The organism is Corynebacterium sp. S7 (assembly GCF_054401105.1).
Genome location: NZ_CM136760.1, coordinates 443439 through 458353 on the forward strand (window position 1 = coordinate 443439; position 14915 = coordinate 458353).

The following is a 14915-nucleotide window of genomic DNA, read 5'->3' on the forward strand; positions in this document are numbered from 1 at the left end:
TCGGTCTACTTAAGCGTTAGGCGCTTGGGTAGACGCCGTTCTCGCCAAGGCGTGCGTTCTCGTCGAGAAGCAATGCGATCTCGGCCTCGTGCGCACCCTTTTCTGGGAAGCGACGGCCTTCGACCTGCTTGAACAGCTCGGTGCGGCCGATCATGCCCGCCTCGAGGTGGTTCGCACCGGAGCGCAGACGGTCGGTGGCACGCTTGCGCCATGCCTCGACATCCTTGCCAGACTTCGCCAGGGCAGCCTCGAAAACACCTGGGTGAGCCAGGACCACCAGGGCGCCAACGTGGCCGAAGCCCAGGGAAGTCAGCGCGGCTGCCTTCACGTTGCCCTCGCCGAGAGCGAGTGGGGAGCGCAGCCAGACCAGGTTCTTCGACTTCGGCTCGAGCAGCGGATCCACACAGTCAAGCGATGCGTTCTGTGGGATGTTGCCCGTGCGTAGCACGTCGATGATGCCACCGGTCTGGAACAGCGCCGCACCTGCCTTCGAGTGGCCGGTGAGCGACTTCTGGGAGATGACGTACATCGGCTTCTTCGGATCTCGACCAATCGCAGGCCACAGCAGGGAGTGCAGCTCGGATTCGTTTGGATCGTTGGCGTTGGTGGAGGTGTCGTGCTTGGACAAGACGCTGACGTCGTCTGGGGTCAGGCCCAAAGACTTCAGGTTCTTGGCCAGCTTCGAGTTCTCGCCACCGCGAGCAGAGGCCAGCACACCCAGGCCAGGGGCCGGGATGGAGGTGTGCGCGCCGTCGCCGAAGGAGGAAGCGTAACCGATGACAGCCAGGACTGGCAGACCCAGCTCGGCAGCCAGGGAGCCACGCGCGATGAGCACGGTGCCACCGCCCTCAGCCTCGAGGAAGCCACCGCGACGGCGGTCGTTCGCACGAGAGATGAAGCGGTTGTCGATGCCCTGGTCGGTCATCTTCTTGGTCTCAGCGGTTGCGTTCATGTCGCCGAAGCCCGCAAGGGACTCGACCTGCACGTCGTCGATACCGCCGGCGACCACAAAGTCGGCCTTGCCCAGTGCGATCTTGTCCACAGCTTCCTCAACGGAAACAGCGGCGGTTGCACAAGCGCCAACCGGGTGGATCATCGAGCCGTAGCCGCCAACCAGCGACTGCATGACGTGAGCAGCCACAACGTTTGGCAGGGCTTCCTGCAGGATGTCGCTCGGGCGCTCCTCGTCGAGGAAGCGGGAGACGAACACCTTGTGCAGGGACTCCATGCCACCGATGCCGGTGCCCTGGGTGGAAGCCACCTGGGCTGGGTGGATTGCCTGCAGCAGCTCGGTCGGGGTGAAGCCGGCACCGACGAAGGCGTCGATCGCGGTGACCAGGTTCCACACGGCGATGCGGTCCAGGCCGTCGACCATCTGAGCTGGGATGCCCCACTTGGTTGGGTCGAAATCGTCAGGCATCTGGCCCGCAACGGTACGGGTCAGGGTGGCCTTGCGAGGCACGCGTGCCGTCGCACCAGCTAGGCGGGTCACGGTCCACTCGCCGTCGATCAGCTCGACCTTCGTCTTGGAAGGATCGGCTACCTCGATGTCGCGGGCCTCGTCCTCGTTGGCGACGGTGAAGGTGATATCGCGATCGAGGAAGACCTCAGTCAGGTCGATGGAACCCTGGTCGGTGAGGAAGTACTTGTCGGTCAGCGTGCGGACACCGGAACGTGCAACAACCTCGTCGCGGAAGCGGTCGTAGATGTCCTCTTCGGCGATCTCGGTGCCGTCGGCGTCGTACCAACCTGGGTGTGGATCCTCGGCCCAGTGGACCAGGTTCATCATCCATGCCAGCTCGAGTACGCCGGCTGCGGTGAGGTCGGCGGTGCCGTCGCGCTGCATGCCGAACTCAGCCTCGGAGCGGGTACGACCCAGACCCCAGGAGGAAACCTCGCCGAGGCCGACGATGACGATCATGTCGTCGAGGTCGCAGGTGACATCGCCAACCTCGGCGGCCTTTGCCTGCGTTGGGTGAGCGGTGTTCGGCAGGGCCTTGATGGTGACAGGTGCCTCTGCCTCGGTGGTTTCAGGCTCAGCGTTTGCCGCTTCTTCCTGTGCCTGCTTGGCCATCTCGGAGATGGAGATCTTGGAATCGCCCAGGCCACCGGTGAGATCCAGCTCGACAGGAGCCTCGGCTGCCTGCGCGCGGGTCTCCTTGGAAGCCAAGCCGATGAGAGCCGAAGAGATCTCTTCCGGATCCCAGACGTGGATGCCAGCCTTCTCGGCGGCAGGCACGAGGCCGTCGTTGCCACCCATCAGGCCAGTACCGGCAACCCAGCCGATCTTTGCCTGCGCCAGGGTCACGCCTTCTGGCCAGCCGGCCTCAGCGGACCACTTCGCCAAGATTGCGTCCATAGCAGCCTTGGTCTCGCCGTAGGCGCCGTCGCCACCGAACATGCCGCGGTTCGGGGAACCAGGCAGGATGATGTGCGCGCGGGTGGACGGGAAGTCGTCGGCACCCTGTGCAAGCTCGGACAGGCCTGCGATGGTGCGCTCAACCGACCAGAGCAGCAGACGTGCCTGGTTCTCGGCCGGTGCGCCCGCATCGGCCAGGGAACCGGAGACAGAAGGAGCCGCGAATGGGTAGGCCAGGGTTGGGATAAGCGCTGGCTTGACCACCTTGACCGTGTTGCCCACGGTCTCGCGCTGCTCGGAGCCGATCCAGTCGATCAGGGCGTCGATGTCGCGGTACGACGAGAGGTTGGCCGGTACGATCCACAGCTGCGCGGAAGCGGAAGCGTGGTCGCGGAAGAGCTGACGAGCGAATTCCTTACGCGCCTGGGACACGTTCGAGGCAGTCATGATCACGGTCGCACCGCCTTCGAGCAGGCGCTCGACAACAGCGGTGGCAATCGAGCCAGGAGCTGCACCGGTGACCAGTGCGACGTCGTCCTTGAACTCCTCGTCGGCCTCGCCGCGGGCGGCGGTGGCGATCTCGGAGAGCAGGTCGGCGTTCTCATAGCCGTTGGCCCTGTACCATTCGGCTTGCTCAGCAACGGTCTCGCCGGTGCCCGCAAAGCGTGCCACATCCATGGTGGTCTCGCCGAGTGCGATGCGTGCAAGGTCCTCGCGGGCCTGAGCCCAGCGGTCGTCGAAAAGGATCGCGCGCTTGGCATCGAAGGATGGGGAGACCAACTTGACCCAGTTGGAGCCGAGCTCGGCCTCAACGGTGTCGATGACGGTGGTATCCGGAGCCTCAACGGCCTCGACCTCGTCGACCACGCCCAGCTTGTTCAGCAGGGTGCGGGCCGTGGAGACCAGGGTGTCGGTGACGGTCTCGGCGTAGGCGTCGAGGGCCGCGGAATCGACCACGCCACCGCCGCCGGCGCCGCCACCAGCGTTCATGGAAACGGAGACACCATTGCGGTTTGCCACGGACTGGATTGCGGCATCGATGAGGGCGTCGACGTCAGCCTTGGACGAAGCCGAGGTTGGGATGGTAGCCAGGGTGCCACCGCGTACGGACTCTTCGTCGCGGGAGCCCAGCAGGATTTCCGCCTCGACGTGTGCGGTCCAGGAGCCAGGCAGGCCCCAGGTGCCGGTGACGCGCTCGCCAACGTAGGCAGGCTTCACGCCGGCAGCGCCGGTGAGCTGGCGCAGGCGGGAGTTGATGGCTTCGGAGAGCACGGAGCCGAATGGTGTGTAGCCAGGGGCCGCGGTCTTGACCGTGTCGCGCAGGGTGGCCACGTCGGCGTCGGCTGCGCCGTCGATGGCAGGCACACCGATTTCGGCGGACATGTCCATCAAGAGCTGGTTACGACGAGAGGACACGCCGTTGGTGAGCTCCTCGACAGTATCGGAGTCGTTGATCTGCTCGTAGCGCATCTTGTTCTGGAAGGAGAACAGGACCATGATGGCCTCGGCTGCGGTAAATGGCAGCTCAGGGGCGTCGGCGGCGGAAGCGGCTGGCGCCGCTGGAGATGCGGCAGGGGCTGCGGCAGGGGCAGGTGCTGCTGCTGGAGCAGGGGCAGAGGATTCAGCAGGAGCGGATGGAGTCGGGTCGGCAGAGTCGTCGTCAAGCGAAGGCTCTTCGTGCGCAGGTGCCTCGACGGAATCCTGCAACATGACCTGATCCTGGTTGGCCTCGACGTTGAGGACTGGGATGTGGTGGCCGATGACGTCCATCTCGCGCTTGGCCAGGTTGGTCAGCGTTGGCGAGGAAGCCAGACCGACCTCGATCATCTGATCGTTGGACTGCAGCAGCAGATCCTGGGTCTCGATCCAGCGCACAGGGGAGGCGAACTGCCACGCGAGCAGCTCGATGAGCAGGGTGCGTGCCAGGGTGTTCGCGTCGGTGTTGTCCGCGGTGATGTTGTCGAAGGCGGTGGTTGGAACCTCGGCCTTGATCGCATCGATGAAGTCCTGGGTCAGCTCGAATGGGCGCGCGACCAGGTTTGGCACGTAGCGGCCAACCAGTGCGTCCACGTCGATCTCGGCAGGCAGGAGCTCGTCGAGCTTCTGGGCGAAGGCAGGAACGCCGTCGCGCAGAACGGAGGAGTGGAACGGCACGTCGATGCCAGGAACGGTCACGAAGGCGCGCTCGCGGATGGCGTTGGCCTGCGCCTTCAGCTGTGCGAGGCCCTTCTTGGTGCCCGCGATGGAGTACTGCTGACCTGCGATGTTGTAGTTGACAATCTGCAGGAACTCGCCGGTCTCCTCGGACACCTTGGCCACGTAGGCCTCGACGTCGTCGGCGGAGACACCGATCATGTTCGGACGCAGCGCGCCCATGCCGTACTCGGAGTTGCCGTCGGCGTCGCGTGGAACCAGGGTGCCCATGGCAGAGCCGCGGGAGTAGACCACGTCGATGACGGATTCGAGGTCGAAGATGTTCGCCAAGGAAGCCAGAGCGGTGTACTCGCCGAGCGAGTGGCCAGCGTACATGGAGCCCTCAGCCAGCGCATCGCCTTCGCGTAGACGCTCGGTCTGTGCGTAAGCAACCACGGCGAGCGCAACCTGGGTGAACTGGGTCAGGTGCAAAACACCCTGTGGGTGCTTGAACTCGGTGCCCTTGACGTTCACGCTGGTTGGGTTCTCGTCGATAATGCGCTGGATAGAGAAGCCCAGATTCGCGCGGGTGTGGCGATCGGCGCGGCGCCAGATGTCGCGCGCTGCAGGAGAAGCGTCGCGGTCGCCCTTGCCCATGCCCTCGGTCTGGATGCCCTGGCCTGGGTAAACGTAAGCGGTCTTTGGCTGTGCCATGAGCGCCTGGCCCACGGAAACGACCTCGCCATCGATGCGGCAGGTGACCTCGAGGGCGCGGTGGATGCCCTTGCGTCCGACGCGCTCGACGGTGATTTCGACCTCGTCGTTAAGCTGCACCATGCCGTACATGGAGTAGGTCCAGCCCACAACGTCGCCGTGGCGGCCGGCGAGGTGCTGCGCGGTGGCCGAGAGCCACATGCCGTGCACCAGCGGCGCCTGGAGGTTGACCAGGCCGGAGGCGTTGTAGGAGGTGTGGATCGGGTTGTAGTCGCCCGAGACCAGCGCGAAGGCGGTCATATCGGAAGGTGCGGTGACGGTGGCGCGGTCCACGAAGGAGCGCGGGGTGGCCTCAACCTTGGTCGAGGACTTGCCGCCGCCCCACTCAGGCGCAGGGGTTGGCACGTTGGTGCCGGTCGCGCGGCCGCGGATGGCAAAGCGCTGCATTTGCGTTGCGACGAGTTCACCCGACTCGTGATCAAAGAGCTCGACTTCCACGGTGACGATGCGACCGGAGGCGGACTCGTCGATAGCCGTGCACTTGGAGGTCACGTCGATGGTGCGGCCGTTGGCCAACTCCTCGAGTGGGACGCGCAGGTCGATGACGTGGTTGAGGTGCACGGCGTTGAGTAGGCCCTCGATGACTGGGTAGCCATCGGCAAGCTTGCCGGAGCCCAGGGCGGTGTAGATGGCAGGCCAAGCAGGTCCGACGAGAACGTCTGGGGTGCCCGGCTCGACATCGCCGAGTGCTGCGCCGGTCACGTTGGTGTGCGCGGTGAGCAGGGAGGCCGGGAAGGTAAAGGAGTACTTGGCCACGCCGAAAGGTGCGTCCTCGGACTCGGAGCCCGGGATGATCTGTGGCATCTCGGTGATCTCGTCGCCACTCTCGGAGGTGGAGCCGACGCCGGCGAGGCCTTCGAGCAGGTTGAATACCGACTCAGGCAGGCGCTCGTCGGAAACTACTGGCGATGCGCCAGTAGCGGTGCCAGCGGAGAGGTCCAGCGGGATGGTGACTTCGCGTACGTAGAACGGACGCTGATCCTCAGGCAGGTTGTCCCAGTAGGAATCGGAGTTGATGCGGATCGACCACAGGCCGTCCTCGTCCTGAACTAGGTCGTAAGCCTCGTCGTTCATCTCGTAGGCAGGGTTTGCCATGAGGTGGCCGTGCCAGACGATGGTCGGCGCAGCCTTGATGAATTCCTCAGCCGACTGTGCGTCAGAAAGGCGGGAGTAAAGCTCGGTTTCCTCGACGCCTGCGGACTGCAGGGCCTCGGTGGAGCTTGCCTCGAAGCGACCCAGCAGGTCAGCAACGGGCTCGTTCTTCTTGGTGATGCCAGCAACTGCCACAGGACCAGGGATGATGCGAACCTGGTCGGCGGTGTAGCGCTCGTCCTGGGCCTGCCACAGGGTGTCCTTGCCGAACCAGGTCTTCAGGTCGCCGTCGATGGCTGGGACCCAAGGCATCGGCTTGACGTGCTTGTAGTGCAGGGAGATCCACCAAGCGGCGTCGCGTGGGGAAACCTGGATCTCGTGGGCTGCCGGGTAGGCATCCAGCAGGCGCTTGGCCATGGCTGGTGCGTCGGAGACCTCGTCGATAGATGGGAACAGGGTCTCGATCTCGCCGTGGTCGGTCTCGTTGAGGCGGGCCTCGATGCGGTGCAGCAGGTCGAAGAAGCGGTCGTCCCAGGTCGGGTCGACGAATGGGTGAGCAAGCTCCACGAAGCGCTCGACCCACTGTGCGTAGGTCATTTCCTCGACGTCGCCGAAGTAAGGCTTGGAGGTCTTGTTCAGGGCCTCGATGATCTCGTCGCGGTGGGCCTGGTAGTCGTCGATATCAAGAGACGTGATCAGGCGCGAGGCTGCTGCGAAGGAGTTGTCCAGGTCGTGGATGTCGGCCAGCAGGTGCGACTGCGAGGAGGCAACACCGTTGGTGCCGGTGCCGCGGGCGACCCAGCCGTCGTTCTCTTCGAAAGACAGACCCTTGGTGTTGACCAGGAGATCCTTGACGGAGTCGGTTGCCTTGGCTTCCTTGGTGGCCATGGCGACGGTGCCGATAAAGACGGCGTCGACAGGCATGGCAGCCAGGCCGTACTTCTCGGACCAGGAACCGGTGATGTAGGAAGAAGCGCGCTCTGGCGAGTAGATGCCGCCGCCGACTGCGAGCAGCGCGTTCGGGTACTTGCGCACCTCGGCGTAGGTGTCCAGCAGCATGTCGTCGAGGTTGGTCCAGGAGTGGTGACCACCTGCGTGGCCGTCCTCAACCTGCAAGATGACAGGGAAGTCAGGGTTCGCGGCGGCGATCTTCAGTGCGTCGCGGATCTGCTTGGAGGTACCAGGCTTGAAGGAAATGTATGGGAAGCCGTCGGACTTGAGCTGTGCGAGCAGCTCGGTTGCCTCGTCGACCTCAGGGATGCCAGCGGAGATACAGACGCCGTTGAAAGGTGCGCCGGCAGCGCGGGCCTTCGGCACGATGCGGGTCTGACCGAACTGCAGGTTCCACAGGAAGCGGTCGAAGAACATGGTGTTGAACTGGGCGGTGCGGCCTGGCTCCAGGAAGGACTCCATGGTGTCCTTGTGGTGTGTGAACACCTCATCGGAGTACATGCCACCACCGGCGAGCTCGGTCCAGTAACCAGCGTTCGCGGCGGCCGCGACGATCTCGCCGTCGGCCGAGGAAGGCGTCATGCCGCCAAGCATGATCGGCGAGAGGCCAGTCAGAGACGAGAAGCGGGTCTGGGTATAGGACTTGCCGTCTGGCAGGCGCACGAGGCGTGGCGCGAACTCGGAGTAGTTCACGGCCTCAGGCAGCTCGGTACCAGGGGTGGCCAGCTCGTCGCGGGCAGCAGCCGAGTCGGCGGTGATAACAGGTACGCCGTGGCCTGCGACGAGCTTCGAAGTGATCGACGCGAGCGATCGGTCCAGGGACACGATGTGGGTGGCACCGTCGTCGAGAAGCTTTGCGACGATTGTCGGCCAGTCATGGTGATCGTGCAGGATCGCCTGGGCGAGCGCGCGAGGGGTGGTTTCACCCAGGTCGATGCCGCATTCTTCGGCCCACTGCGCTGCCAATTCCACGGCCTTCGCGTTGGAAGAGTTGTGGAAAGGGTAGGCGACCGGGAGCTCGTCGAAAAGCGGATTGAGCTCGGCGCCACCGAACTCGGCGGCCTCGAGGCGCGCGTTGTGCGCGTCGGCGAGCTTGGTGATCGCATCCTTGGCAGCCTCGAGGGACTCCGGGGTGCCCGAGAGCACGTTGTGGCGAGGGCCGTTGATCACGGCGATCTCGGCGCCGGCGGCCGCTGGGGTCTCGGCGAGAACAGCTGCGAGCTGGTCGCGGGACAGGCCACGGATGGAGAGCATGTGTGAGCGCTCGTCGGTGGCGCCGTGTACGTGGGAGGCCGCGGTGCCGAGCAGGAAGGCGAACGCCAGGGTCTGCTCTGGGTGGCGGGCGGCCGAGACACCGAGGGAGCCCTGCGAGTGGCCAGCCAGAAGGGTGTCGGAGATGTTGAGCCCCAAGTCGCGGAGCTGATCAACGGCGGCGATCTGGCCGAGCACGATGCCCGGGACGCTGACCGCTGGGTGCACGTCGATGGCCGCAGGGGTAGCTGCGGAACCTTCGGCAATCAGTTCGCGGAGGCGTTCTGCCGTTCCTGGGACCGTGGAGGCCAGCAGGCGGGCAACGGGTCCGGTGGTGGTGCGCGCGCCGTCGATGAGATCAGCGAGGCGAGTGCGGGTCAGCGGGGATGCAGCGGCATCGGAAAGCGCGTACTGCCAGTTAGAACCCTGCCCAGCAAAAGTGAGGGCAGGGTTCGACATGGCCAGAAGGGGCGTTAAAGACATGCGGATGTTCCTTCAAAGTGTTTAGGGGTCGGAAACAGTGCAACTACGACACCGTAACCTACGAATTCGTAGGAAGTGAACGACACGCCCTGTATTGTGAGGGAACTCTCATGTTTTGGACAGGTTTTGGGTGTGACCCCTGTCCTGGATCAGGCGCTATGCCAGAGAAAGGAAGATTTTCTCCAATCTTTCCTGGTCAAGGGAATCTGGACCCTCCTCGGTCATGCATTTCTGCATGCCCTTCGAGATCACCAGGAACCCCGCACGCGAGACCGCGGTGGAGGCAGCGGAGATCTGGGTAGCCACCTTTTCGCACTCCTCGCCTTCCTCGAGCATGCGGATGATGGCATCGATCTGACCGCGCGCACGCTTCAGCCGCGTGATAGCAGGCTTGGCCTCTTCTGCTGTGATTTTCATAGTGTCTACTGTACAGAGGACCACGTGACGTACCCGCCGTCTAAGTTCGCCACTTCGACTCCGTAGTTGCGCAGCAGCGACGACGCCGTGTGGCCGCGCAGGCCGACCTGGCAGTGAACAATGTACTTGCCACCCTTGAAGTCCTCGATGTTCGCGCGCAGATCATTGAGCGGAACGTTGCGGGCACCAGGGATCTGGCCAGCCTCGAACTCACTCGGTTCGCGCACGTCGATGAGTTCCCAGCCTTCGTCCATGTACTGGTCCAGCTCGTGGAACTGAACGGTCTTCTCGCCCTGGACCATGTTGTCGTTGATGAAGCCCGCCATGTTGACCGGGTCCTTCGCCGACGAAAACTGCGGAGCATACGCAAGCTCGAGGTCCGCAAGGTCCGAGGCAGTCAGTCCGCCACGCATTGCGGTGGCAATGACGTCGATTCGCTTATCGACGCCGCCTTCGCCCACACCTTGAGCGCCCAGGATCGCGTCATTGTCAGCGTCGACAACGAGCTTCAGGTGCATCTGGGTCGAACCAGGGTAGTAGCCAGCGTGGTCGGCTGGGTGGAGGTGGATAACCCGCAGGTTCTTGCCGGCAGCCTTCGCCTTGCGCTCGTTCCAACCTACGGCCGCGGCCGAGAGGCCGAACAGGCCAACGATGGAGGTGCCCAGGGTGCCGGTGCGGCGGACGTCGCGACCCGAAATGATGTCGGCAACGAGGCGACCATGGCGGTTCGCAGTCTGAGCTAGCGGAACGAGGGTGTCGGAGCCGTCGACGCCGTCGCGCTTCTCGGCAGCGTCGCCGAGTGCGAAGATCGCAGGATCGTTGGTGCGCTGGTAGTCGTCGACAACGATGCCCCCGCGCGCCCCGACTTCGAGGCCGGCGTCGCGAGCGAGCTCGGAGGAAGGGCGCACGCCGATGGCGGCGACAGTAATATCAGCATCGATTACGGTGCCGTCGGACAGGGTGAGCGTTTTTTCGTCGATACGCGAGGTATCGGCGTTGGTGAGGATGGTGATGCCGTTATCTTCGAGGTGCTTCTGGACGAGGGCTGCCATCTCCTCGTCGAGCGGTGCCATGATCTGGGGCGCGCGCTCGATGACGGTGACCTTGAGACCACGGTGTGCAAGGTTCTCAGCGAGCTCGAGGCCGATGAAGCCGCCGCCGATCAGAGCTGCCGATTTCGCGCCTTCGAGGTGGGCGACAATATTATCTACGTCTTCGACGGTGCGCAGGGTCAGCGCGCGATCGATGCCCTCGATGGGAGGAAGGAGTGGGGTCGCGCCGGGGGAGAGGACCAAGGTGTCGTAGGCGATGTCTTCGCCTGCGTCGGTGGTGATGGTCTTGGCCTCGCGGTTGATCTTGGTTGCGCGGGTGTTGACGCGAACGTCGAGATTGAAGCGGTCCTTGAGAGACTGTGGGGTCTGCAGGAGGAGCGACTCGCGCTCGGTGATGACGTCGCCGACGTAGTACGGCAGGCCACAGTTGGCGAAGCTGACGTTTCCCGAGGCTTCGAGGACAATGATGTTGCGGGTCTCGTCGTTGCGACGCAGGCGGGTCGCGGTGGACATGCCGCCGGCGACGCCGCCGACGATGACGGTGGTCTGTGGTGTGCTTGCTGTGCTCATTTTCTCTTTCCGAATTTTACTTTCCGAACATGCGGGAGAAGAAGCTTTGTGGCTCCGGCTTCGAACAAGTACACCATTGTCCGGCGGGGACGGAGGCCTTAACCTGGTCGATGTGTTGGCCGCATCCGGTCCAAGTGGTCTTCTTGCAGTTAGAGCAGGTAATAGGTTGGCACATGGTGGGGTTCCTTTCGAAGTTGCTATACCCCCTGGGGTTTACAAGAAAGGAATATACCCCTAGGGGTATGCGGAAGGCGAGAAAATACCCCCAAACGGGGGTAATTTGGGGGATTTGTGCTGCTCTTGGCTCTATTGTTCTTTGATCAGTTGGAGAAGATCGGCTTGAACTTCGCGACGACGAATTTTGCCCAGCTGGTCCGACTTCAGCTCCTCGAAGTGGTAGAAGGTGCGGGGAACCTTGTAATTGGTCAGGCGCTTGGAGGCGAACTCCTTGAGGCCTTCGGGGTTGAGGGCCGCACCGTCGCGCAGAATGACACACGCTACTGGGTCCTCGGAACCATCCTCGCGTGGGCGACCGACGACCGCGACATTGACTACATCGGGATGCTGGCGGATGACATCTTCGACTTCGGCCGGATAAACGTTGAAGCCGCCAGCAATGATCACTTCCTTGGTGCGGGCAATGACCTTGATGAATCCGTCGGCTTCCATCAGGCCAACATCGCCAGTGCGGAACCACCCGTTATGGAAGGCTTCCTTGTTGGCCTCGGGGTTTTCAAGATATCCGCTGAAGACCTGCGGGCCGCGACAAATCAGTTCGCCTTCTTCGCCATCAGGCATGGTTTCGTCGAGGTTTTTGGGGTTGGCAATGCGAATTTCGGTGTCGGGCATCGGGATGCCGATGTATCCGGGGCGTCGGTTTCCGTCCATCGGATTGCCTGCCAGGATCGGGGAGGTCTCCGATAGGCCGTAGCCTTCGACGAGGAGGCCACCGGTGAGCTCCTCCCAGGCCTCCACCGTGGCAACTGGCAGTGGGGCGGCGCCGGAGAAGGAATTGCGGATGCCCCGGATCTCGATGTTTTGTTCCTTGGCCGCATCGATGATCTTCGAGTACAGGGTCGGAACTGCCGGAAACCAGGTCGGGGTGTGTTTCTTCATGATGTCCATGATTAGCGGAATGCGTGGGGCCGGCATGAGAATCATTTCGGCGCCGACGTGGACGGCAAGCACGCCAATCAAGGTCAGACCGTAAGCGTGGAACATCGGTAGGGCACCCATCATGCGTTCGTCCAACTTGCCGAAATCGGGGACCCAGGATTCACCCATCTTGCAGTTTGAGTACACGTTAGCGTGAGAAAGCGGGACACCTTTAGGCTTTCCCGTGGTGCCAGAGGTGTACAGGATGATGGCCGTGTCATCCTTGTTCACCTTTTGAGGGAACTTGACGTGCTCGGCGGGGCCGCCGATGGCATCGCTGAGCAGTGTCTTCCATTCGATGGCGTTGGGTGCGTCCCCCGATAGGGCGGCACGCTTTTCTCTGATGGAAGGCAGCGGGATCTTCAATAAGAACTGCTGGAGGTTGGGCATGGCCTCGATCATGTTGACGCTGATGATCGTTTCTAGTTCCGAATCTTTGCGCAAACTGTCGACGACGGGCACTGCCTTGTCCCAGACGATGGCCACCCGGGCACCGTGATCTTGGAAGAGGCCTTTGAGCTCGTGTTCGGTGTAGAGCGGATTGTGCTCAACAACGGTGGCACCCAGCTTGAGCACGGCATACAGGGCCGCGATGTGCTGGGGGCAGTTCGGTAGGACGATGGCGACGCGGTCGCCCGGGCGGACGCCGAAAGCCTTGAGGCCGGCCGCGGCCGCCCTCACCTGTTGGTCGAGGGCAGCGTAGGTCTGGGTCCTTCCAAAAAACCAAGTTGCAGATTTATGGGAGTTTTTCTTCAGGTTGTCGTCGTATACGTCAACGAGGGTTGTGTCCCCATATTCCAGTGTGGTGGGGGTCCACTCTGCGTATTGCTTCGTCCATGCTTTCGTTTCAAAGGCCGACATGGGGGCACCTTTCGGTCAAGTGTGATGCAGGTCATGATTAGGTATTTTTATAGTATGCCACACGCTTGTGAAACGAACCACAATTCTTAGTTAATTAATTTACTTCTTTTGCTCCAGTAACTTAAGTAGGTCAGCTTGGACATCTCGACGACGAATTTTTCCTAGCTGGTCCGACTTCAATTCCTCGAAGTGGTAGAAGGTGCGAGGGACCTTGTAGCGGGTAAGCCGCTCGCGAGCGAACTCCTTGAGGCCTTCGGGATCAAGGGCAGCACCGTCATTCAAGGTGACGCAAGCTACCACATCTTCTGAGCCGTCTTCGCGCGGACGACCGACGACGGCAACCGTGTTGACGTCTGGGTGATCGCGGATGGCATCCTCAACCTCAGCCGGATAGACGTTGAAGCCACCGGTGATGATGATTTCCTTAATGCGAGCGACAAGGCGGATGAAACCGTCCTCTTCCATGACACCCATGTCGCCGGTGCGGAACCAGCCGTTGTGGAATACCTTCTCGGTTTCCTCTGGCTTATTCAGGTAGCCCTTGAATACCTGTGGGCCACGGGCGAGAAGCTCTCCCTCTTCTCCATCTGGCATGGTTTCGTCTAAGTTGTCAGGGTTGGCAATACGAATCTCAGTATCCGGGAATGGAACGCCAATGTAGCCGGGGCGACGTGCTTCGCTCATAGGGTTGCCGACAAGGATCGGCGAAGTTTCCGTCAGACCATAGCCTTCCACTAGAAGGCCATCGGTGAGGCGCTCCCACTTTTCCACGGTGCTGGTTGGCAGGGTAGAGGCGCCAGAGAACGCGTTTCGAATTCCTTTGATCTCGATGTTTTGTTCTTCGGCGGCATTTGCGATCTTCTCGTAGAGCGTGGGAACGCCTGGCACCCAAGTCGGAGTGTGCTTCTTCATCACATCCATGATGAGGGGAATCTTAGGCGAGGGAAGCAAAACAATCTCCGCCCCGATGTAGACCGAAAGGGTGCACACCATGGTCATGCCATACGCGTGGAACAGAGGCAGGGCGGCCAACATGCGCTCGTCGTAGTCGCCGAGACCCTTGACCCACGCTTTGCCTTGCAGCAGGTTGGCGAACAGATTTCCGTGTGTGAGTTCGGCTCCCTTAGGCGTACCGGTAGTTCCCGAAGTGTAGAGCACTAGTGCCGACGATTCCTTAGTAACTGAAGGTTCAGAGACGATATCGTCGCCTTCGCCACCAATTGCGGAGCTGATCAGCGTTTCCCAGGGGACCGTATTTGGCGCGGGTGCGGTGAGTTGGTCGCGTGAATCACGCAACTTCTTAATTGGAATCTTTAGAGCAAGTTGCTGGATCTTGGGCATGGCGTTGACCATGTTGACGCTGATGATGGTTTCAAGATCAGTGTCCTTCCGGAGCTCATCCAAGGTTCCCGCTGACTTATCCCAGCCGATGACAACGCGTGCGCCGTGGTCCTTGAACTGTCCCCGTAGCTCGTGGGCGGTGTAGAGCGGGTTGTGCTCAACCACGGTGGCGCCAAGCTTCAATACTGCGTAAAAAGCGGCGATGTGCTGAGGACAGTTCGGCAGCATGATGGCTACGCGGTCGCCTGGGCGAACTCCGAATGCCTTGAGGCCGGCTGCAGTACGACGGACTACCTTGTCCAGTTCATCGTAGGTTTGGCGGCGACCGAAGAACCATGTCGCTGGTTTTTCTGCATTAATGGCGAGATTGTTGTCGTACAGATCAAGCAACGTGGTGTCCCCATAATCGAGGGTGTGGGGAGTCCAAGGAGTGTAGTGATCCAACCAAGCCTTTGATTCAAATGCAGACATTCAAT

General features: G+C 62.1%; 5 protein-coding genes. All 5 read right to left on the reverse strand.

Translation table 11 applies throughout. The annotated features are described in order from the left end of the window. Positions 1 to 16 precede the first annotated feature (16 nt). The 5 genes from ACXZ66_RS02230 to ACXZ66_RS02250 all read right to left on the reverse strand — a co-directional run bounded on the left by ACXZ66_RS02230 (position 17) and on the right by ACXZ66_RS02250 (position 14910). The gene (locus tag ACXZ66_RS02230; RefSeq protein ID WP_458750194.1) at positions 17 to 9043 is read right to left on the reverse strand and encodes a fatty acid synthase subunit beta domain-containing protein; all 9027 of its coding nucleotides are present in this window, start codon (positions 9041 to 9043) and stop codon (positions 17 to 19) included. 156 nt (positions 9044 to 9199) lie between these two features. Next, positions 9200 to 9460, reverse strand: coding sequence for a metal-sensitive transcriptional regulator (locus ACXZ66_RS02235; protein WP_458750196.1), 261 nt, complete (start codon positions 9458 to 9460; stop codon positions 9200 to 9202). A gap of 5 nt (positions 9461 to 9465) precedes the next feature. Continuing rightward, positions 9466 to 11082 (reverse strand): FAD-dependent oxidoreductase, encoded by a 1617-nt coding sequence (locus ACXZ66_RS02240; RefSeq protein WP_458750198.1) that lies wholly within the window; start codon positions 11080 to 11082, stop codon positions 9466 to 9468. Between the two features lie 306 nt (positions 11083 to 11388). Continuing rightward, positions 11389 to 13098, reverse strand: coding sequence for a long-chain-fatty-acid--CoA ligase (locus ACXZ66_RS02245; RefSeq protein ID WP_458750199.1), 1710 nt, complete (start codon positions 13096 to 13098; stop codon positions 11389 to 11391). 99 nt (positions 13099 to 13197) lie between these two features. Then, entirely contained in the window at positions 13198 to 14910 is a 1713-nt protein-coding gene (locus ACXZ66_RS02250; protein ID WP_458750201.1) for a long-chain-fatty-acid--CoA ligase, read from the reverse strand. Positions 14911 to 14915: the final 5 nt, after the last annotated feature.